Below are 22,913 nucleotides of genomic sequence, written 5' to 3' on the forward strand. Positions count from 1 at the left end.
TAGAAGATGAGCAGCTGCAGCATGTACTAGAAAACAATCCATTTAATATGGTACGGGAAAGATGATTTTCTACCATCAGTAGCGAATATATAAGAGAATACGAAATGAAATGGGGTGTTTATGATATCAATTGTAAAAGATCATCTTGATGAAACGCGAACGGCACTGCTTCAGACGATTCACACTTTAGATGATACGCTCTTTAATGTTAAACCGGATGCACAGAGCTGGAGTGTAGCACAAATTTGTCATCATCTTGTTTTAGTGGAGGAAGCAACGAAAAAAGCCATAGCATGGGGAGTAAAAGCACAAGAGCAAACATCGCCCGCACGAAAAGATGTACTGCTTATTTTGGATAGGTCAAGGAAATTTCAAGCACCAACTATCGTTGAACCTACGGAACAGCCTTTTACGATGGAAGCCATGTTGGATTTACTAGCGACAACAAGGAAGAATTTCCTAGCCTTTTTACAAACAATCGAAGAACCCGAACGATTAGCAAAGCATGCGGTGAAGCATCCTGCATTAGGAGAATTGCCACTGGATCAGTGGATTGAAATGGTCTATTTGCACGAACAGCGTCATATCGAGCAAATACAAGAAACAGTTAGAGCAATATGAAATGATTAAAGGAATTGGGGCACTCAACGTAGAGCTCGAATTCCTTTTCTTGTAATGAAATTTTTCTGTTATAAACTCTTGACGTGCTACATAATCTGTTATATATTAAATAAAAATAAAAACAACTGTTATAAAACAGTTTGAATTCAAGGAGGAATTTTAGATGTCAAAGTATCGTGATGGCTATGATTTTTATTGTGAAATGTGTGAACGTTATGGGTTAGAACCAATTTCTTTCCGCTATTATGTCTTGCAATTATCCCAGCAACAACTTTCTGCCTATAATATGCAGGCAAAACAATTAGGAATTTAAAAGGACGTGGTTATGACGGAAGCCGACGTGAATATTTTATGAAAAGCCCAGCCATACTAAACAAAATGGACTGGGCTTTCGTCATTCACAAGAAATTTCAGATCATTCATTGACAAGTTAATAACACTGTTATATATTTTTGATAAAATAATATTTCTGTTATATAACAAAATATTAGTTATGAATAAATCAAGTATAGTCGCAAGAGTGAAAGGAAGTTAGAAGGATGACAGATTATCGAGAAGGGTATGAGTTTTATCGACAAGTATGTGAGGAGCATGGCTTAGAACCGATAAATTTTCACTATTATATGTTGAATTTATCCCAAGAGCAGTTAGATGCATACAATCAACATGCGAAAACTTCAGGAGGATCAATTGAATATGAGATCTCTTAGCGTGTAAAATACCTTACTGCCTACGGAGGACGGTAAGGTATTTTTGCATATTTACATAGTTATGTGCATTTTAAAGATAAATAGCCTAAAGTTAGTGCTTTTAATAGTACTAAAGTATTTAAAAACGCCATGATTAGACGATTTTCGGGAAAAATTAATCACTAATTTTTGTCTATTCTATTAAAAACTATCAAATGGAGCTTTGATTGTTTTTGATATTTGGGTTGAATTAACTGCTTTTCTAGGACTATAATATAATTACATAAATAAGGGCGATATACCACAACTTTATACCTCGCTGTAAGATAAAGCAAAAGTACCAAACCCTTCATATTTTAATGAATGGAGAATGAGAATGATGAATATCACGCCTAGTAGTATTAATCAAATGAACTACAGTCTAAAAGAATTACAAGATATCTTTTCTGCTATGAATAGTTCTATCATTGTAGCAATAACAGATCGCACCGGAAAAATCACTTTTGTGAACGATCATTTTTGCAAAATTTCGAAGTACACGCGTGAAGAATTATTAGGTCAAGATCACCGTTTACTAAATTCAGGTTTTCATCCAAAGTCTTTCTTTAGAGAGATGTGGAAAACAATTGGTAAAGGTGATATGTGGAATGGCGAGGTGTGCAATCGTGCGAAAGACGGCAGTTTATATTGGGTGAAGACAACCATTTTCCCATTCCTAGATGAAAGGGGAAAGCCTTATCAATATATCGCCATTCGAGTCGACATTACAGCACAAAAGGACATCAAAAAAATTACTCACATTGCCTATCACGATGAATTAACAGGGCTGCCAAATCGTCGTAAATTAGAACAGCGTTTAGAAAATGAATTTCATCAATCTCGACGTACAGGAGAAAAATTTGCGTTATTTTTCATTGATGTAAATCGCTTTAAACACATTAATGACGGGCTTGGGCATATTATCGGTGATATGTTTTTAGTGGAAATGTCCAATCGATTACGAAATATTGATTTTACCTCTAATTCTTTCTATCGCCATAATAGCGATGAATTTGTCATGATTTTAAATGATGTGAGTCGTATTGAAGAAATGGCCAAGGAAATTATTAACGTTTTCCATGAGAGCTTCATCGTAGATACCTATGAATTTTATGCAAGTATTAGTATCGGCATTAGTATCTTCCCAGATCACGCAAACTCCGTAGAAGAATTATTGAAAAATGCTGATATTGCTATGTATGCAGCAAAATCGACGCGAGGTAACCAATATCGCTTGTATCGTGAGAATATGGATGAAGCCAATGATAAATGGCTTTTATTAGAAACAAAATTACACCAAGCACTAAAACAGGATCGCTTAGAATTGCACTATCAGCCTAAAATTGATTTGAAAACAGATACGGTCATTGGTATGGAGGCATTGCTGCGCTGGTATGATCCTGAATTAGGACATATTCCACCAGATCGCTTTATTCCGTTTGCTGAAGATTGTGGACTCATAAATGATATTGGTGTTTGGGTATTACGTAAGGCCTCCGCCCAAGCTTGTTTGTGGAATGAAACACATGATTTATCGTTACGCGTAGCTGTGAATATTTCTCCAATTCATATTAGTACAGATGGCTTTGTGGAAATGGTGCGGGAGGTTATTGCAGAAACTGGCATTGACCCTCATTTATTAGAAATTGAAATTACTGAAATGAGTATGCTCGATTATACGGAAGACTTAATTGATACTATTAAACAATTGCGAGCACTCGGCATTACCATATCACTAGATGATTTCGGTACAGGCTATTCATCGTTAAATTACCTAAAAAAATTCCCTGTAGATGTACTTAAAATTGATCGTGCTTTTGTGCGGGATATCGTGCCCGAAAAATCAGGAATCGCTATGATTTCGGCCATGATTTCTTTAGCCCACGCCTTAAATCTGCAAGTAGTTGCTGAAGGCGTTGAGGAGGAAGCTGAATTAAACGTTCTTCGCGAGCATGGCTGCGAATATGTTCAAGGCTATTATTTCAGTAAGCCTTTATCTGTTGGGGATTTTACGAATTTAATCGTTAACACCGTCACAAAATAAAATCAGTTATGAATTGCTATTCTTGAATGATTTTGCTAAAGTGGGATAAAGTAACTGTTAATAACCATACAATTTGATGATGTGGCCAAGTAAGTACGAATTGTGAGACAGAAAATATAGCAACTGCTGAGAGCTATATCACCGCTTCTGTACTGAACACCTACCACGGAGATGTTATGCAAACATAACCGAGTCGTTTTCGTTACCAAACGTGAGAGGGTTTTAAGTGAAAACTTAAAGCTAAACCAAGGTGGTACCACGTCTATCCAGCACAAAGACGTCCTTATTTTAAGGACAGCTTTGTGCTTTTTTATTTCAAAAATATATGGAGGAATGCACATGTCAAAACAACAAGAAGATTTTTCAAAGTGGTATATTGAAACCATTCAAAAGGCGGATTTAATGGATTATACACCTGTTCGTGGATGTATTGCCTTTAAACCAGATGGCTACGAAATTTGGGAACATATTCAGGAGGAGATGGATCGTCGCTTTAAAGAGACAGGGCATCGTAATGCCTATTTCCCAATGCTTATTCCTGAATCCTTCTTCCAAAAGGAAAAGGATCATATCGAAGGATTTTCACCTGAGCTTCCATGGGTAACAGAGGCAGCAGGAGAACAATTAGAGGAACGCTTAGCGCTTCGACCAACCTCTGAAACAATGATTGGACACCTGTACTCCAATTGGATCAAAAGCTACCGGGACTTACCAGTGCTTATCAATCAATGGGCAAATGTTTTCCGCTGGGAAAAGAAAACACTTCCTTTTATTCGCACATCCGAATTCCTATGGCAAGAAGGACATACAGCTCACGTCGATGAAGAGGATGCTCGAAAAGAAACGATGCAAATGCTCGACATTTATAAAGAAGTAGTGGAACAAGTGCTAGCAATTCCTGTCTACGATGGTCAAAAAACGCCTTCAGAACGTTTTGCAGGTGCTGTCGATACGTATTCCATTGAAGCCATGATGAAAAATGGGAAGGCTGTGCAAGCAGGAACATCGCATTATCTCGGGACAAAGTTTGCTGAAGCCTTTAACATCAAGTATTTGAATAAAGCGAATCAGCATGAATATGTTCATACGACATCTTGGGGTACGTCTACACGGTTAATTGGTTCCGTTATTATGGTCCATGGCGATGAGCAGGGTCTGATTTTACCTCCTCGTATTGCGCCAACACAGGTAGTATTAATTCCAGTTGGACCATGGAAGAAGAACCCTCAAATTATGGAACATTTAGACGAAATCTTTGCTTCCTTAAAAGCGAAAGGAATTCGAGTTCGTCTGGATGATTCAGACCAGTCACCAGGCTTTAAGTTTAATGAATGGGAGCTAAAAGGGGTGCCAGTTCGCGTTGAATTAGGACCACGTGACCTGGAGAACAACCAAGCACTAATGAAAGCGCGTGATGAAGAAGACAAACGAACAATCGATTTACCTACAATTGTCACAGCTATTGAAGAGGAGCTAACAACGATGCAAACGCGTTTACTGGAAAAAGCCCGTCAATTCCGTGAAGCAAATGCACACACAACAATTGATACACTTCCACAACTTCAGCAGCATATCGAAACAGCGAAAGAAAACAGCTCAATTCCAGGCTGGGTACTTGCTGGATGGTGTGGCGAGGATGCATGTGAGGAAAAAGTGAAGGAAGAAACAAAATACACATCCCGCAACATCCCATTCAATCCACCAACAACAAAAACAACATGTATTGGCTGTGGAAACAAAGCAAAGCATACAGTTTGGTTTGCGCAAGCGTATTAATATCGTTTGAACACCCTCCTATTTTGTAGGAGGGTGTTGTTGTTAAGTGGAAATTCTACTCGAGCAGCTAAGTTTTCATCAAGATTATGTTAAAATAAAGGACGTTATGACTTGAATTTCCTAAAGAAATGAGGACATGCATGGCGAATGTACAAGCATTATTCAATAACTATCTTAATATCAAATTCAATCGAGGATTACCAGCTGTTCCAATGGAGGACTTTGAGTATGCAGTATTAGAAGATCAAAGTGCGGAGCTCTTTTTTAGTGCTCATGAGCATGAAACATTTTTGGCGTGGGCAGAGGAGCTTCAACCTCCAGATCCACAGTACGGTGATCCACCAAATGGGAAACCTATACTTTCATCGTATTTCCATCAGCTCGATGTTTTCGATGAGCAAGTATTTTACTATGTACACTATACCATTAATTCAACTACAAGGATTATTCCTCGTCATCCATATAATACAATGAATGACCGGATGAAAAATTATTGTTTCTTCCAACTAGCTCAACTATCGTATATGACAATGTTAAACGAAGAGCAAAAGCAACAATTAAAAGATTTCTTGTTCTTTTTCTTTTTGTATGCTCATCCAGTGAACGAGGAGACGCTTTACGCCTTTTCATTCCAAGACCAATCGATAGTACATGCAAAAACGAATATTCGTCTGGAGCAATATCTTTCTTTTTACCATGATTATTTTTTTGAGCACGCCCACAACTATCAGGATTCATTAGTGTTTGCGCCTGAGGAAATAAACGCTTGTAAGCATCTTACGTTAGAGCTCTTAAAAACATTAGAGGGGAAATCGCATAAGCTTGCGATGCCTCAAGAAGAAGGGCTTGAGGAAATCATCCGGTTAATTAATGATGTGGACCACTTTTTACATATGTATAAGGAAAATAAATTAGCATTCTTTCAATTGCTAAACAACATGCTGTTAGAGGAGCTGTCCAATCCTTACCGAGAGCATTGTATGAGTATGTTATTACAAAATTACGCCATTTATATTTTGAATTTTCATTTTGATGAACTCCAAGCGTTAGTTGAGTATTTTCAAGACAACCCATTATTATGTAAATTTATACTCAATAAAATGTTTGCTGATACTATTTTTTTGCAGAAAATCATGAGGCAATCCAATATCGACATCAACAACTATCCGAAAATTACGCAGTTTTTCGACGAGGAAGCTAAAAGAATATATCTTGATTGATAGTAAAGGGAGAAAAGTAATATGACAGAAACAACAGGCTGGAAAAATAATGCGCAAGATCATCGATTTATTGCTTCATTTAGTGGTGGAAAGGATAGTGTCTTAGCTTTATATAAAGCATCGCAGGTAGGTCAAGCAATAGGTCTTATCGTGATGCTTGAGGAAGAAGGGCAACGCTCAAGGTCCCATGGGATGCCACCAGAGCTTATCCAGGCACAAGCAGACTCGATCGGATTACCTGTCTATACGGCTGCAGCAAGTTGGGCAGAATATGAGCATGTGTTCATTGGTCTTTTAGAAAATGCAAAAAATCAAGGGGCAGAGGTATTAGTGACAGGAGATTTAGACATGCCTGAACATGGCTGCTGGCATGATCAGGTGACAAAAAAGGCAGGATTAAAGCTGGGTATGCCTTTGTGGGAGATGAACCATCGTCAAGCTGTCGATGAATTTATTAACTTAGGATTTATCACGATGATTGTCACGGTCAACTTATCCTTAGGTATGACCGAAGAAGATTTAGGAAGAACACTTACCTACGAATATGTACAGGAGCTTGAAGCCCGCGGCATTGACCCTTGTGGGGAGGGTGGAGAATTCCATACAACTGTCATCGATGGACCACTTTTTAAGCAGCCTATTCATGTTCGGAAATGCTCAATTGTACGAGACGGAGACTATGCATTTCTACCTTTAGAACTTGCGTAAAATCACTCAAGAAAACCTTTAATGTGATGACCAATTCATTACATTAAAGGTTTTTTTACCTCAACTTGTCATTTTGTTTCATGTGTAATAAAATTATTACATATGAAAGATATACTAAAAGGTGATGAACTGTTAACAGTATTGGGTGCTCTGTCAAATCCTTATCGTTTAAAAATTATTGCTATTCTCCATCAAGAAAAGCGATATGTTAGTCAACTTGCAAGAGAGTTAGCAATCAGTAGACCATTACTATACTTACATTTACAAAAATTAGAAGAAGCTAACTTAATTAATGGCTATCACGAAGTTTCTGAAAGTGGCAAAACGATGAAGTATTACACGCTAAACCCTTTTAGCATTACATTAAATGCCGATTTCATTGCCCAAGTTGCTAGCGGCATAACGGATAAAAAAAGAAAGGAATAACATTGTTTTAGATGGTTTACTAATTATGAAGGGAGTTGATGAAATGTCGTCCATGTCCATTTCAATCTTTTCGGCATTCTTTGCTTTGCTGCCACTGATTGTTCTTGTTATTATTTTTGTCTTTGTAATAAGCGTTATCCGTCGTATGGAACGTCGTGCAGAGGAACGTTTAACATTAGATAAAGAAACAGCCCATTTGCAACAACTGCAAATTCAGGAAATTAATAACCGTTTAACAAATATTGAAAATATCCTAAAACAAATTGATTAAAGTACAAAGGTTCTTACCTCTGTACTTTTTTAATTCAATTTTTCTTTTAAGAGGGTATAAAAACAATTCGATATTGTCTAAAATAACATTTGACTGGACACTAATTGGTGTCATATAATTAAGACACCAATCAGTGTCCTATTAGAAAGGGTGGTGGTTTTGAGTAACAATCATCAAGAGCGTGACGTCTATGTAGCCATTGCTGATCCGACAAGACGAAAATTAATTCGTTTGTTGGCAGAGGTAGATGAGTTACCACTTCACGAATTAACCGCTCAATTTGACATGGGGCGTACTGCCGTATCGAAACATTTGGCCATCCTCAAAGATGCAGGTCTTGTTATGGCTCGCAAGGAAGGTAGAGAGACCAGGTATCGGCTGAATGCAGCACCATTGAAAGAAATACAAGATTGGGTCTCGTTTTATGAAGGATTTTGGAAAGAAAGAATATCAAAACTACATCTTTTATTGGAGGAAAACAAATGAAACCAGATGTATCATTAGATTTTAAATTTACAAGTTCCATCGAAAAAGTGTGGCATGCGTTAACAGATCCAGAGACGCTTGCAAAATGGATTTGGAGCAATGATTTTCAGCCAATCGTCGGCCATCAATTTCAATTCCGTGCTGAGCCAAATGAATGGTGGGATGGTATTGTAAATTGTGAAGTACTTGCAGTTGAAGAGCCTCATAAATTATCATACACGTGGTCTAGTGCTGGCGAAACAACAACAGTAACTTGGACACTTACAGAACAATCTGATGGAACTACACAGCTTCACCTCGACCAAAGTGGATTTAGTGAAGAAACAAAAGCTCGTCAAGGAGCTATTGAAGGGGCTAAATATGCTTGGACAAATATGGGTTCACAGCTTGAAAAAGTATTAGCCTAATAATCGTCATTCAAATAACCTTACAATGAAGAACGCAATTCCTTAGCAAGAATTGTGTTCTTTCATTTTCTAACAAGCCTAATACACACGAAAGGATCACGACATGAAGATCAATCAACTCATTGCCAATAATATCAACCGTTTAGATGTAGTTTTACCAGAAGATCAATCATTAGGAATTGCAGGGTTGTCTGGCTCAGGGAAAACGACATTTTGTCAAACGATTGGGGAGGAATCCAAAAAACGTCTCGTTTCTTTATTACCTAAGTCTGAATATCAATATTTGTTTCCAAACATTATGGAAACGAACTTCAGTGCGATTCAAATGGAGGACATGCCATTAGTTCTTTTCCTAGGGAAATCATCTATCTCTACAAATCCTCGTTCAACAATTGGTACACATACAGGTGTTTTTAAAGAAATACGTGATCGTTACGCAGAAGAATTTCAGCTGTCTCCAGAGGTTTTTTCCTTTAATAACGCTTTAGGCTGGTGTCCTGCATGTAAAGGACGAGGCACGACGAAAAATGTAGAGTGTAAAAAATGTCAGGGTAAACGCTATAATCCAGAAGTGGAGCAACATCGACTAACTTTATGGAATGAACCCTATAGCATTTCTGATATTCATAATTTAAGCATCGAGGCTATCTATTCTTTATCAAATGAATTAACAATTAGCGAAGAAAAACAGCATATACTTCAAAATATCATTCAAATGAACATTGGCTACTTAACATTGAATCGTATTATGGGGACTTTATCAGGTGGGGAATTAACTCGACTTTACTTAGCTGAATTCATGGCAACGAGCGAAAATACAGTCATCATTGTCGATGAAATATCGGTTGGTTTGGACCATGATACGTTATTAAAAATATTGGAGCAAATTCAACAACTGGGCTATAAAAATCAAATTTGGCTTATCGATCATTCAGATACTGTGCTCGACACTGCAGACAAGCCTTTATTCTTCGGACCAGGTAGTGGGAAATACGGTGGGAAAATTGTAGACGAGTCCCCTCGACCACAGCCAATTTATTGGAAACGAAATCAGGTAATGCCCACTACCTACTACCAATTCCAAGAACTCCATTGTCGGAATATCCAAATGGACAGAATAGAAATTCCTAAAAATCGACTTGTTACTTTTACAGGGGAATCTGGTTGTGGAAAATCAACACTTGTCAATGAATGTATCGCGAAAGATTTTGTTAAACGCTATCCAAAGGATAAACTTGTGATGGTTGGACAAGATCGTAATCAATCCATTACAAGTCGATCTACTGTCGCAACATTCCTCGATATTAAAAGGAAATTAACAAAATATAGTGAGGAGATTGAAGATATTTTTCAACGTTCGATTGAGGATATCATTGATGAACTCCCTAATGAAGACATCGCCCATAAGCGGTTAAGCTTGCTGATAAAATTAGGACTTGGCTATTTAACATTGGAAAGAAAGACACAATCCCTTTCTACTGGTGAATTCCAATGTGTACATCTTGTCTCAGAGTTATTTGCGAATTCTCGAAACCCACATACACTATTTATTTTTGACGAGCCGTCTAAAGGGTTATCTCAAAATATTTTAAATCAGTTCATTGATAGTGTAAGGGACATCCTTGAAGATGAATCCATTTCCATCATCATGATTGAGCACAATGCCTATATGCTCGAAAGCTCAGATTTTATCATTGATTTTGGGAAAAGACAGCAGGAGCCTGTGACACATCTTGAGGTGGTCAGTCAAGAAGACTATTTTAATCAAGAGAAGCATTCACAAAACATAGCTCCTTTACACATTGCGTCAACACTTGATTCTAGAAATGGCATTCAATACTTAGAAGACCATCAGATTAGCTATTTTAAAATGGCGGAAAATATTTATAAAGGGGGAATCTTAAAAAGCCTATCCTCTATGGCTCGACTTATATACAGTGATTACGAATCGAACAGGATTGCCCCAGTCATTGCTATTGATCTAGAGCGACATTTATATAGCCAATATAGTTTTCTCTATGAAATTGGGGGGCTTATCAACCATATTGTCGCTTCACATCCAACGAATAAGGATACAAGAAGCTTTGATTTCTTTAGCCAAGAAAATCACTGTCCAAGCTGTTCGGGGCGATTAGAAATAGAAAAATTCGATTTTGATATCGTAGTACAAAATAAAAATGTGCCATTTTGGGACGGTTTATTACATCCAGATGTGATGGATGTCTTAAAATACTACCAACATTCAAAATTAGAATTCATCTTTGAAGAGATTAAAAATGAACTTGGCCAGGATATAAGTAAAAGCTACAATGAAATGACAGAAGAAGAAAAACATACATTTTTATATGGCTATTGGGATCAATCTTTTTATGATAAGACAACGAAATCCTCGAAAAAATGGGAGGGCTTTAATTTAATCATTGGCCGCTATATTGTCATTTCGAAATCTAAGATAAAAGAGCAAATGAAAGAAACAAGAAAAATGGTGCCTTGCCCAATCTGTCATGGCACAGTGCTTAATCATCAGAAGAAATTACGATTTGGGGACACAGATATCCGAGACTTAATCCATCAGTCACTAGATGAAGTCATTAAAATTGTAGGGAGCTTACCACAATTAGAAAAAATGAAAGCAATCGTTGGTGGAGATATGTCGTTACTCCAAGATGTCTCCTTGTTGCCAAGAGAAACGCAAGTAGCGTTGAAAATGCTGGAATTGGACCTTGCAAGCTTTGTAGGGTATGAAATCGTTCTGCAAAACGCTTTACCATTCTGGGAAAAAATCGAAAGCAATTTAGACGTTATTAGCCGTAAAAATCAAGTAACGATCTGTGATTTTGCTAATATTTACGAGACGAGAGAAGCAATAATCGACCAGTATTTTACGAATGGCAAATACAAAAAACTTACCTATGTATATGAGGCGTTTGGCTACAAAAAAATCGTCACTCAAATCAACAAAGTTAAAGCAAATCATACTTGCCCATTCTGTAAAGGGAAAAAGGTTCTTTCAGAGGATGGTCTACATGATGGCGTCTACAAATTAACCGTCCCTTGTGTTAGCTGTGGTGCAAGTGGTATTAATGAAGAGGGGCGTCAGCAAATCGTCGATGGTATTGCTGTACAAACTTGGCTAACAGGAAAGGTAAGGGATGTGGTAAAAGAAGGTTCTCATCTTGAGGCTGTTGCTCATATTCCAATTTTCAATCGCATTCGTGAGTTAAATAAACAAGAAATGATGGCGGTCTATCAATACTTACAACATAATAACTAAGCTCAACTTGTTAGAAAACCCATTTGCGCGCAGCAAGTGGGTTTACTTCATTTGATTAATCACACTAATTTTTCCAAAAAAGTTAACATTCAGTGTCGTCTTTGCCATTTTAATCGTACTATAAAGGTAGCTGGATTGGCAGTAAAAGGGAGGTTATTCTTTGGTCAAAAAAGTACTGTTATTTGGAGATATTGGCATTGATGATACGGTTGCCTTAATTTATGCAAGGCTAAATAAAGAAATAGAAATTGTGGGCTTAGTTGCAGACTACGGAAATGTCTCGCGAGAAGATGCGGTGTCCAATATTTATTATGTGATGAAATTATTCGATTTCCCACAGGGTATTCCCGTTATTTTGGGAGCAGAGGTTCCTTTAACGGGGGAACAACCCACTTACTACCCAGAGATTCACGGACAACGAGGGCTGGGACCTATTGTACCAAATGACGATCACGAATTAAAAATTGAAAACTTTTTTGAAATTGTCAATATAATTGAAAGGTATAAGGATGAGGAGCTTATTATTGTCAATATTGGTCGGTTAACCTCACTAGCTACAATGTTTATCCTTTACAATGACCTAATGAAAAATATCAAGGAATATTATATTATGGGTGGTGCGTTTTGGGTTCCTGGAAATGTCACTACAGTGGCAGAAGCGAATTTTCATGGTGATCCGTTTGCTGTGAAAATTGTGCTAACCTACGCAACGAATGTAACAATCATTCCATTGAATGCCACACAAAAGGCAATTGTTACACCAGGGATGGTGGACTATATTGATTCATTTGGGCAAACAAAAATCCTTAAACCATTAATGGACTACTATACTCGTTTTTATCAAGAACGGGACCCTTCTTTATTAGGAAGCCCCGTACATGATGCATTAACGTTGATGGCAACAATTTATCCTGACATGTTTATCTATGAGTCCTATCCGGTCATCATTGTGGATAAACTTGAAGGTCCGGCAAGAGGGCAAAGTATTGCCGAAACACGGCCATATGAAAATGGTAACAATGGAGCAAAAAGACATCGTATTGCCTTTGATATTCATTATGACAAGTTCTTTCATAACTTTTTGTCTATCATGACAGGTCAATTAGTTTGAGCCTATTCAAAAACCCCATCTCGTAGGATCACAAATTTAACATTGACATTCACTTTCATATCTTTATACATTTTATGCCATTTTTCTTTTGTCAGCTTAGAATGTCTCACAGAACTTCTATATTTCTCGCCAAAGCCAAAAATATCCGATTCGACTTCCTGACTATGCGCGATTACTCTTTCAATTTCCTTTGTTAGTTTTTTCTCGATTGCATCCTGTAGTATTTTTACATTCTTCGCGTCGCCTAAATTCATATCAGGATATACCTCTAAAACTCTTGACCGAATGTCGATGTTAAGATCAAACTCTGGTGTATCGGCATTCACTAATTTTATCTTTCTATTTGAATGGATGGCATCAAAGGCCACAGTTATTTTTTCTGCAGGTTTTTGAAGAACTTTAGATGGAATATCCTCTTTGTCTAAGATCGTTTCAAACAATCCAACTTTAAAGGTGTCTCGGACAATTTTAACGTAAAAGCTATCGTTTGCTGGAAGGGAACCCACCATTTTGCTCCCTTTAAAAAGAGCTACGCCACTTAATTCAACAAGCTCGCCATTTCTTTTAATAATTGGCATCGCTAAATCTTTCCCAAATGAATAGTAATCATGTGCGATTTGATGGAGTGTAGCCGAAATCATATATTCCTGTCTCACATTTTGTTCGATTAAACGAAATATATGTTGGCCAATATCCTCGATATCTTTGTATTCGTAGCTCAATAATGAGGATGTTTTACCCTCTACCACAGCCATATAGACACTATTACTAACACTAGCGTTTTCTAGGTTTGTATCTATATAATAGTGCAAACTTTCTTTTGCTAAATCGTCACCAAACAAAACAACCCTCATTTGACCGACCATGATTTTTTTTGAAAGCCTGCGATTCGCCTCCATACGATTTCCTTTACTTGTTTCATTTTCGGTTGTTAAAACTTCTACATTACTTTGAAATTCTGGATTTACTTCACGTATAACGGCTGTCGTCGCAATTTTTTCTTCAGTTCCTTTATCATAACCAATCAATGTAGTTAATCCTATTTTATCTAATATATTTGTCTGCACACATCCATATAAAAAAATAAATGATATAAAAACAATAAAATAGCATTTAAGTTTGTTCATCTTTTTTCACCTTCTTTGATGTGAAGTTCTTTTTCAGCACGGCAAGCATCCATAGCAAAATAGGGTAAACAAAGATTACGTAAAATGCCACATGCCCAAAAATCGTATTAATCGTATTAATCTGAGTACGTGTTTGTATGATTAATGTACCGATAAACACAAAGAAAGAGAGTAACCAAACAAACTTTGTCCCGCTTATATTGACTAAACGAATAGCCCCTCGGTAAGCAGCCCATAAATAAAGACACATATTCGGCAAAATGATTAACATCCAATAACAAACGGCGATAAATTCAAAGCGCTCAATAAAAGGAAAGCTAATAAAACTAAATAATGTTAATGTGGCCCATATCGTTTTTAATAATTTACCTTCACTATAATAGGTAATTGACACCAGCATGACGGATAAATAGATAAAGGTTGTAAACAGCAAACCTAAATGAACATGTTTTTGAACATTTTTCTTTTCTTTTACAAAGGGATAAATAACGTTTAAGACCTCAAAGCCAATAATAGTGAAAGTCATTGAAAAGGTACCTTTTAAAATCGAACGAAAGTCATTTTCCAGAACCGGTAATAAACTTTCTGCTACTGAATACTTCAAAGGAAAAGCCAACATAGGAAAAATCCATAAGGAAAGTATAATACTAAAAAAGGCCAGACCTACAATTACGCGTAGCCCTCCAGTAAATGCATAAATAACGACAATGAGTAAAGTTGCTGACAGAAACCATGTCCCTATTCCAGGAAACAACCACACTTGGATTACTTCAATATAATTTCGTAAAACGGAAAAGAATGCTACCGAGCAATATAATACATACATGGCATTGAATAAATTGCCTATCCATTTGCCAAAGATATCTTGTTGAATGCCATATAAATCATTGGAGCCATAAATCTCTAATGTTTTAATCATAAAAAATGCGACGATATGAGAGGCAATCCCTGCTAGTAAAACTGAAATCCATGCGTCTTGTCTAGCATCTTGATAGACAATTCGTTGAAATCCCTGTATACCAACCCCAACTTGTGCGCCATGTATGACAAAAAACAGTAAATAAGCGCTAATCATATCTTTAGGGCTAAGTTGTATAGGTTTTGTCATTTTACTTCACCTTCATTTCAACTTTTTTCCGGTTTTACAGGTTGAGGCTCAAATTTATTTTCATCTTTTGGTCTAGTTAAAGCAGGTCTTTTCGCTGTTAAAGGTACAGGCATTCTGATGATGCTATCTCGAATTTCTTTCATTCTAGGTGGATAGAATGGAGACATATACGGAGCACCCAAACTTGTCTGGCGTATTAGATGAATAAGAATAAAACAGAAAGCCAACATGATACCATAAAAGCCCCAGAATCCTGCTAGTATAATAATTGGGAAGCGAATAAGACGAATAACGTTCCCCATCATATAACTAGGTGACGTGAAAGAAGCCAGAGCACTTAAAGCAATAATGATCAGTAATATATTACTTGTAATACCAGCTTGTACGGCTGCAGTACCAATTACAATACCGCCTACGATACCAATTGTTTGGCCGATTTTCGTGGGCAATCTTGCTCCCGCTTCTCTCAGCAACTCAATAATAAATTCCAGCAGCAATGCCTCAAATATCGGTGGAAAAGGTACTAACGCCCTTGATTCACTTAAAGGTACTAAAAAAGCTTGTGGTATGACTTCATAATGAAAGGTTACAGCTGCTACATAAAATGGTGTTAAATAGACGGATATAAAGAAGGCAGCTAAACGTAATAATCTTAGAAAAGTGGCAATTTGCCATCTTAAGTTTTGATCTTCCTGACTTTGGAAAAACTCTGTAAATGATTGTGGACAAACAATAGCCATGGAGCTGCCATCTACAAGAACACCCACTTTGCCATCCAAAAGAGCATCGCATAATCTATCTGGCCTTTCAGTCATAAGCATTTGTGGGAAGACTGATAACGAATTATCATCAATCATTTCTGCCAAAACTGCGCTATCTAATAACTGATCAATATCAAGGTCTGATATTCGTTGACGCAATGTATTAACCATTTGATCGGAGGCAATACCACTCATATATAAAATGGAAACTGATGTATTCGTCCGCCTGCCAATTTTAAGCTTTTCATTACAAAGCTCAGGACTCACTATGTAGCGACGAATTAACGAAATATTTGTAGCTAGGCTTTCATTAAATCCAACCTGTGTGCCAATTACCTGTGATTCATTTTCAGGCGCTGATAATGCTCTAGATTCCCTTGTAGCAATATCAACCAATAGAACATTAGAGTAGCCATCGACATGAATCAAAACAGATCCATTGACCATGGATTTTACAGTTTCCCTAAGTAAACTGGTTTCATTCACTTCAGGAACAGAAAGAGAAATCTCAATATCCTCCGGTTTTTCATATGGATGATTCTGTAAAATTGCTATAATATCATTATTTAACGTTTGGTTATCGACTAAATTTTCAATATAAATAAGGGTAAGATTTGGTGGAATAGATTTTATAATTAAATCAGCTGGATTATTAGTAGCAGTTTTAATCGATTGAATAAAATGATCTGTCGCTTGAGCAACCCTTACTAGGTTTTCTTTAGGCGCCTCTTTTGTTGGTGGTGGTTGTTTTTTATTGAAAGGTAGTTTAAATTTCATTTTAAATAAAAGGCTCCCTTCATGGTTAACTTCGTTTATAGAATAGGCTTTAAAAGGGGATTCTATACTTTTTTCTGCAAGTTTGCAGTGGACAGCATTTAACAAAAAGTGGTAGTATTATAGGTATCTTAAAAACAGAACGGAGTTTAGACCATTATGCTAAAACTGATTATCGCAAATTAAATTCCATGGAATTTAATAGTGGGGCATTTCTATAATTTTTAGGAAATTATAGGGTTTATTTGGTATTGCCCTTTTGCGATAACGAAGAGAAGCATGATCATGTCTAATCCACAGTAAAACTGTTAGCTAATTTTGGTAGCTAGCTTTATTTTCTGTGTAACCAAGGACTTTATGAGTGTGTGCTCATAAGGTCTTTTTCTGTTTTTAGGAGGTGATGATTCCCAACAAAAAGGACGTAGTGAAATAAAAGGAGGGAATTGAAGTGGAAAAATATGAACTAGTATTTGATTATCGTCATGATGAAAAATTAAAGGCAAGTTTTAATGATTTAGCAATCAAGACATTTGGTTTAGATTTTCGAGACTGGTACAACAAAGGATATTGGAATGACCAGTATATTCCGTACTCATTTGTTATGGAAGGTAGAGTCATTGCCAATGCCTCGATTAGTACAATGTCGTTAGTAATCAATGGTGAGCGACTAAACGGCATTCAAATCGGTACAGTCATGACCGACGAAAACTATCGTAATCAGGGTTTATCTAAGCAGTTGATGCAGGAGATTCTCAATAAATACGAAGATATCTGTGATGTCATGTATCTTTTTGCCAATAACACTGTATTGGATTTTTATCCAAAGTTCGGCTTTACACGGATTCATGAAAGTGAATTTAGCTTAGATCTCACAAAAAAAACTATTCAACCGAACAATGCTACCTTACAGCGACTAACAATTGAACAGGATCTTGTCATTCTAGAAAACTATGCGAAAAATCGTCAAGTCAATTCTAGTATTATTGATGTCGAACAGAACGAAACCCTATTAATGTTTTATTTCACCATCGTATTTCATGATGCCATTTACTATCTAGAAGACTTAGAAACAATTGTGTTAATGGAAGAAGACGGTGGCGTTATAAATATTTACGATATCATCTCCATACGGCCATTCGATGCGGAGACTGTGTTAGCAAGCGTTGTTAAAGACACTACAAAAAAAGTAGTATTCTATTTCACCCCTGACTTCACCCTCGAGGGCATGACAGCAACCATCATACCAAATGATGACGATGCCCTATTTGTCCTCTCGAAAAAACCACTACTAGAAGGAAATTTTATGTTCCCTCTAACATCGCATAGTTAAGTGAGGGAGGGGGTAATCGCTACTGAAGGGGATTTTGATCACTTCAGTAGCGAGATGAGCGCTTTTGTAACAAATTGGAGCGCTTCGAGCGTGGATATGAGCACTTTGTGATGAAATTGGATCACTTCGAGCAGAGTTTCGATCGCTTTTGTATCAAATTGGAGCGCTTCGGGCATAGATATGAACGCTTTGGCATGAAAAAGGAGCACTTCGGGCATAGATACGAGCGCTTTGGCATGAAAAAGGAGCGCTTCAGGCAGCGATATGAGCGCTTTGTGATGAAATTGGATCACTTCAAGCAGCGATACGATCACTTTGCAATAAAAATGATCACTTCAAGCGTAGTTTCGAGCGCTTTGTGATGAAATTGGATCACTTCAAGCAGAGTTTCGATCGCTTTGACATGAAAAAGGAGCGCTTCAGGCATAGATACGAGCGCTTTGGCATAAAAAAGGATCACTTCTAACAAGAATCCAAGCTCCTCATTACTATAAAAAAGAGGGAGTCACAAACTTGACTCCCTCTTTATCTATTAGGAAAGGACCTGAATAGTTGATTCTTTTTTAGTTGTCACTTTTAATGTTAGCAACATCAGAACTACCAAAGTAAATAATAATGCTATGAGGGCAACGTCAAAGGTGTTTGTTATATCTTTAATGACCCCCACGAGCATTGGAATAATCCCACTTATAATATAGCCTCCGAATTGAATCATGGCTGTCCAATCGCTTGCTTCCTTTGGTGTAGATGTTGCATCTAAAGGGAGAATCATGGCTAATGGGAATAAGCCCCCAGCACCAATCCCAGCTAATGCGGCACAGAAAACAGGTGAGATTCCGCCAATGATTAACATGAAAATGCCGGTAAAAGAACTCAATGCACAAAGCAGCATCCACGGTTTTCTCTTGGTACTATTATTAATAATGATTGGAATAATAAAGCTACAAATCATTTGCATAACGGAAAAAACCGTGACGGTTGTTGCCGCGTAGGCATCACTATAACCAACGTCCTGTACTTTCGGAGCGAGCCATGTTGCCAGGGAATAATAAACACCGGATTGCAAACCAAACATGATCATAAGGAGCCATACATATCGGTTTCCCCATGGTAATCGACTTTTTTGACTTCCAGATTCGTTTTTAGTTGGCTGTGATTGTTTTGATTTTTTAATAATGGGAATCCAAACTAGGACACCCGCAAGCGCAAACACAGACCATATCGCTAAAGCTGCGTTCCAGGATTGATGAAAAGCGTGCATGACAGGCACGACTAAACCAGCGCTGAGTGACGCCCCGATCCCCATTCCCGCAGAATAAACCCCAATCATAGAGGATGAAGATCTAGGGAAATGCTTTTTAATGTAACCAGAAATTAATGGCCCTGTTATGGCAATGCCTATACCACTTAGAATAGCAGTTACTAGTAAAAGCACAGGCGATGATGCGATTAGTCGCAATGCTGTTGACACACCAATTAATAAAACTGAAAAAGCAATTGTCAGCTCGATGCCCCAGCGTTCACTTAACTTCCCGGCTAATGGTGCAAAAATGCCCATACAAAAAACGGGTAGGGCAGTTAATAAACTGACGACAGCACTAGACATGTGCAAGTCCATCTGAATATTTTTTAGCACAGGTGAGATAGAAGTGATGGAAGCTCTTAGATTCATCGATAGAATGAATAAAGAAAAAACGCTCCAAATCATATATAGATTTTTTGATTTTACTATCATAGAAGTACATCTCCTTGTATAATTAAAAATGCTTATTTGATATACTATAGTTAACTTTTCATCAACTAAAGTAAACTATAATTTATCGACTTGTATACTATAATATACTAATTATACAAAGTCAATGGGGAGGGTGCATCTTGATGAGTGAGGAAAATATTGACTTATCTGGTCAAGTTGGGGTTAATTTAAGGGAAATACGTAAAAATAAAAGAATGAGCCTTGAGGAGTTAGCAGCTATAAGTAATGTCAGTAAATTGACGTTAGGTAAAATCGAAAGAGGGGAAACCAATCCCACTGTCAATATTCTATGGAAAATATGTAGAGGGCTTAATATTCCACTTGTTTCGTTGTTAGCTTTTGAAGAAAATATCGAGGTTCATCGTTTTGGATCAGACTATCAATTTGCAGGGCATAATAACGATTGGTTTGTTGAACCACTTTTTAAAACTCATGGAACAGAATGGTATAGAGGCTGCCTTGAACCAAATAGCGAGTACAGTGAGTGCCACTTAGCTGGTTCTGAAGAAATTGTGCTCGTGTTAAATGGACAGTTGGAGCTGAAGGTAGGAGAGAAAAGCCATCAGTTAAATCAATGGGATGTCATCAAATTTAAAGGTGAAGAGCTTCACACATACATCAACCGCTCTAATGAAAAAGTCCATTTAATGCTGTCTTTAACGTATACAACTCCGTAGTTAGGCAAGTAAAAAATCGTCCTTACTTAACAAGTAATGGACGATTTTTATAATTCCTTGATTTTCATTCATATAGAAAAAAGTCGATTTCCTCAAGCTTAGGAATCGACTTTTTTGTACAAAAAAATATGTAAAACACATTGAAATATGGTAAGTAGTATGGTAAATTTATATGGATAGACATTGTATAATTATTATACACCGCATTATCCCTATTCTAATTATACAATATACTCTATTCTTTCGTCAACACTTTTATTATTAATTTTTTGAGGGGTGGTTGCGATGAAAACAGCAGGAGCAAACGAGCAGATTGGAGGAAAAACCACACAGTAGATCTACAAGGCAATTTGAATGTGTAAATGAACTTAGAGGCGATGAAAGGCTTCATAAAGATGTGAATGAAATTTTAAAAGAGAAAGTAGGACTGATACTTACATGTCGGAGAAAAACATTTCTATTCAGACGAAAACGCCATACGGCATGATTGCCATTTTATTTATTGGGGCCTTTGTTGCTATTTTGAATGAAACACTACTAAATATTGCTCTTCCTGCTATTATGGAAGAATTCAAAGTCAATGCGACGGCAGTACAATGGCTTTCAACAGGATATATGTTGATAAACGGTATTTTAATCCCAGCGAGTGCCTTCTTTATTCAACGCTTTACGGATAAAAAATTATTTATGACAGCGATGGCCTTGTTTACGTTAGGTACATTTTTAGCTAGTATTGCCCCTGCATTTGGTGTGTTATTAGCGGCACGAATGATTCAAGCTGCAGGCTCAGCGATTATGATGCCATTATTAATGAATGTGATGCTAACTGCATTTCCAGTGGAAAAACGTGGGGCCGCAATGGGGATGTTTGGTCTCGTAATGATTACTGCTCCAGCGATTGGACCTACTCTTTCTGGCTGGATCATTGAACATTATAGCTGGAGAATGTTATTTGATATTGTGCTACCAATTGCTATTTTAACCTTAATTTTTGCAGCCTTTAAGTTAAAGGATGTTACACCACAACGTGCGATTAAGCTTGATATTATTTCACTTATTTTATCAAGTATAGGATTTGGTGGCTTGCTATATGGCTTTAGTTCCGCTGGGGAAAAAGGATGGGATCATGTCCTTGTATATGGCACGATTATAATTGGAACGCTTGCTTTAATTACCTTCACCCTTCGTCAGCTACGAATGGATGAGCCAATGCTTGAGTTTCGTATTTTCAAATATCCAATGTTCGCTTTATCGTCAGCCATTTCCATCGTTATTTCAGTGGCCATGTTTTCAGCTATGATTTTGATGCCAATTTACATCCAAACGATTCGTGGTATTTCACCAATGGATTCTGGTCTACTTATGCTACCTGGTGCGATTGTGATGGGGATTATGTCACCAATTACTGGGAAACTCTTTGATAAATACGGTGCTAGAAGCTTGGCTGTCTTTGGCTTAATTATTACCATTGTGACAACGTATTACTTCAGCAAAATTAGCATGGATACGGCTTATTCAACACTAGTAATACTCTATACTTTACGTATGTTTGGCATGTCCATGGTTATGATGCCAGTTATGACAAATGGATTAAATCAGTTACCAGCCTATAATAATCCACACGGAACAGCGATGAACAATACATTACAGCAAGTTTCAGGTGCGATTGGTTCTGCCGTATTGATTACCATAATGAACAATAAAACAACAGCTAAGGCAGAGGAGCTAGCTGCGAGCGCAATGAACAATATGAGTGCCAATGCCGCTCAAGCAACAACACAGTCTGCTAGCGAATTAAAACAACAAATCTTAAATGAAGCCATGCTCCATGGTATTAATTTTACGTTCTTCCTATCAACATTGATTGCGACCATCGCACTCATTCTTGCTTTCTTTATTAAGCGAGTTAAACCAAGTCATGAAACTCATACTGGTGGGGAAGTTGATGAAAAACAGTTAGCGGAGTAAATAGAAAACGGGTATTGCTTGAATAAAGCAATGCCCGTTTTTCTTATTGAACAATTCAATCATTCTATTAGCAATGAAATATTTAATTAATGTCTTTGAAACTGCTAAAACAAAGTTAGATGTTGTGAGCGTAGTTTTATCAACTGTTGGCTTTGGGATCATCAATATGAATGTCACGCTGATGATGTATGCTGATATAATTTTATTACCTATCTATCTACAAAACGGTAGGGGATTTTAAAGTCAGTACAAGGCAAGCTGGCTTTTTTAATAGAGGAGAGTATGTAAATCAGAACCACCAGTCTAACTGGTGGTTTGCTCTACGCGTGAAACGCTGGGG

21 protein-coding genes and 1 pseudogene are annotated in these 22,913 nt (G+C 37.2%); 17 read left to right on the plus strand and 5 right to left on the minus strand.

The window, feature by feature from the left end; genetic code table 11:
• Positions 1 to 120 precede the first annotated feature (120 nt).
• From RT445_RS14675 to RT445_RS14735, 13 genes are all read left to right on the plus strand, one after another.
• Positions 121 to 621, plus strand: a complete 501-nt coding sequence (locus RT445_RS14675) for a DinB family protein (protein ID WP_274797200.1) — start codon at positions 121 to 123, stop codon at positions 619 to 621.
• A 163-nt stretch (positions 622 to 784) separates the two neighbouring features.
• Positions 785 to 934, plus strand: coding sequence for a transcriptional regulator (locus RT445_RS14680; protein ID WP_274797201.1), 150 nt, complete (start codon positions 785 to 787; stop codon positions 932 to 934).
• Positions 935 to 1,160: 226 nt separating this feature from the next.
• Positions 1,161 to 1,331 (plus strand): transcriptional regulator, encoded by a 171-nt coding sequence (locus RT445_RS14685; protein WP_274797202.1) that lies wholly within the window; start codon positions 1,161 to 1,163, stop codon positions 1,329 to 1,331.
• Between the two features lie 355 nt (positions 1,332 to 1,686).
• Positions 1,687 to 3,393 (plus strand): putative bifunctional diguanylate cyclase/phosphodiesterase, encoded by a 1,707-nt coding sequence (locus tag RT445_RS14690; protein WP_274797204.1) that lies wholly within the window; start codon positions 1,687 to 1,689, stop codon positions 3,391 to 3,393.
• Positions 3,394 to 3,732: 339 nt separating this feature from the next.
• Positions 3,733 to 5,169 carry a proline--tRNA ligase gene (proS, locus tag RT445_RS14695; protein WP_274797206.1) on the plus strand — a complete coding sequence of 479 codons (1,437 nt, stop codon included), beginning with the start codon at positions 3,733 to 3,735 and terminating at the stop codon, positions 5,167 to 5,169.
• Positions 5,170 to 5,309: 140 nt separating this feature from the next.
• Positions 5,310 to 6,389 carry a hypothetical protein gene (locus RT445_RS14700; RefSeq protein ID WP_313470776.1) on the plus strand — a complete coding sequence of 360 codons (1,080 nt, stop codon included), beginning with the start codon at positions 5,310 to 5,312 and terminating at the stop codon, positions 6,387 to 6,389.
• Between the two features lie 21 nt (positions 6,390 to 6,410).
• Complete coding sequence (locus RT445_RS14705) at positions 6,411 to 7,097, plus strand: Dph6-related ATP pyrophosphatase (protein ID WP_274797208.1); 687 nt, start codon at positions 6,411 to 6,413, stop codon at positions 7,095 to 7,097.
• A 102-nt stretch (positions 7,098 to 7,199) separates the two neighbouring features.
• A complete protein-coding gene (locus RT445_RS14710; RefSeq protein WP_274797209.1) occupies positions 7,200 to 7,523 on the plus strand; it encodes an ArsR/SmtB family transcription factor in 324 nt (107 codons plus the stop codon).
• Positions 7,524 to 7,548: 25 nt separating this feature from the next.
• Positions 7,549 to 7,794 carry a hypothetical protein gene (locus RT445_RS14715; RefSeq protein ID WP_274797210.1) on the plus strand — a complete coding sequence of 82 codons (246 nt, stop codon included), beginning with the start codon at positions 7,549 to 7,551 and terminating at the stop codon, positions 7,792 to 7,794.
• Positions 7,795 to 7,953: 159 nt separating this feature from the next.
• Positions 7,954 to 8,280, plus strand: coding sequence for an ArsR/SmtB family transcription factor (locus RT445_RS14720; RefSeq protein WP_313470777.1), 327 nt, complete (start codon positions 7,954 to 7,956; stop codon positions 8,278 to 8,280).
• Entirely contained in the window at positions 8,277 to 8,687 is a 411-nt protein-coding gene (locus tag RT445_RS14725; RefSeq protein ID WP_274797213.1) for an SRPBCC family protein, read from the plus strand. The genes RT445_RS14720 and RT445_RS14725 overlap by 4 nt, the downstream gene beginning before the upstream one ends.
• 103 nt (positions 8,688 to 8,790) lie before the next feature.
• Positions 8,791 to 11,961 carry an ATP-binding cassette domain-containing protein gene (locus RT445_RS14730; RefSeq protein ID WP_313470778.1) on the plus strand — a complete coding sequence of 1,057 codons (3,171 nt, stop codon included), beginning with the start codon at positions 8,791 to 8,793 and terminating at the stop codon, positions 11,959 to 11,961.
• Between the two features lie 160 nt (positions 11,962 to 12,121).
• Entirely contained in the window at positions 12,122 to 13,072 is a 951-nt protein-coding gene (locus tag RT445_RS14735; RefSeq protein WP_274797215.1) for a nucleoside hydrolase, read from the plus strand.
• A 2-nt stretch (positions 13,073 to 13,074) separates the two neighbouring features.
• On the opposite strand, the gene RT445_RS14740 is transcribed toward RT445_RS14735, so the two are convergent.
• Genes RT445_RS14740 through RT445_RS14750 form a run of 3 tightly spaced genes read right to left on the minus strand, consistent with a single transcriptional unit; the run spans position 13,075 to position 16,845 of the window.
• Positions 13,075 to 14,199, minus strand: coding sequence for a Ger(x)C family spore germination protein (locus tag RT445_RS14740; RefSeq protein ID WP_313470779.1), 1,125 nt, complete (start codon positions 14,197 to 14,199; stop codon positions 13,075 to 13,077).
• On the minus strand, positions 14,186 to 15,307 hold the full coding sequence (locus tag RT445_RS14745) for a GerAB/ArcD/ProY family transporter (RefSeq protein WP_274797217.1): 1,122 nt from the start codon (positions 15,305 to 15,307) through the stop codon (positions 14,186 to 14,188). The genes RT445_RS14740 and RT445_RS14745 overlap by 14 nt, the downstream gene beginning before the upstream one ends.
• Positions 15,308 to 15,324: 17 nt before the next feature.
• Entirely contained in the window at positions 15,325 to 16,845 is a 1,521-nt protein-coding gene (locus tag RT445_RS14750; RefSeq protein WP_313470780.1) for a spore germination protein, read from the minus strand.
• Between the two features lie 445 nt (positions 16,846 to 17,290).
• On the opposite strand from RT445_RS14750, the gene RT445_RS14755 reads away from it, so the two are divergent.
• Positions 17,291 to 18,172 (plus strand): GNAT family N-acetyltransferase, encoded by an 882-nt coding sequence (locus RT445_RS14755; protein WP_274797219.1) that lies wholly within the window; start codon positions 17,291 to 17,293, stop codon positions 18,170 to 18,172.
• Between the two features lie 310 nt (positions 18,173 to 18,482).
• Here the strand turns inward: RT445_RS14755 and RT445_RS14760 are convergent, their stop codons facing one another.
• Positions 18,483 to 18,641, minus strand: coding sequence for a hypothetical protein (locus RT445_RS14760; RefSeq protein ID WP_313470781.1), 159 nt, complete (start codon positions 18,639 to 18,641; stop codon positions 18,483 to 18,485).
• Positions 18,642 to 18,704: 63 nt separating this feature from the next.
• A complete protein-coding gene (locus RT445_RS14765; protein ID WP_274797222.1) occupies positions 18,705 to 19,907 on the minus strand; it encodes an MFS transporter in 1,203 nt (400 codons plus the stop codon).
• A gap of 143 nt (positions 19,908 to 20,050) precedes the next feature.
• On the opposite strand from RT445_RS14765, the gene RT445_RS14770 reads away from it, so the two are divergent.
• The 3 genes and pseudogenes from RT445_RS14770 to RT445_RS14780 all read left to right on the plus strand — a co-directional run.
• Entirely contained in the window at positions 20,051 to 20,605 is a 555-nt protein-coding gene (locus RT445_RS14770) for a helix-turn-helix domain-containing protein (protein WP_274797322.1), read from the plus strand.
• 438 nt (positions 20,606 to 21,043) lie between these two features.
• Entirely contained in the window at positions 21,044 to 22,573 is a 1,530-nt protein-coding gene (locus RT445_RS14775; protein ID WP_274797224.1) for a DHA2 family efflux MFS transporter permease subunit, read from the plus strand.
• 34 nt (positions 22,574 to 22,607) lie between these two features.
• Positions 22,608 to 22,811 (plus strand): annotated as a pseudogene (locus RT445_RS14780) (hypothetical protein); the annotation flags it as partial.
• Positions 22,812 to 22,913 lie beyond the last annotated feature (102 nt).

Source organism: Lysinibacillus sp., from assembly GCF_032093475.1.
Classification (GTDB): Bacteria; Bacillota; Bacilli; order Bacillales_A; family Planococcaceae; genus Lysinibacillus; species Lysinibacillus irui.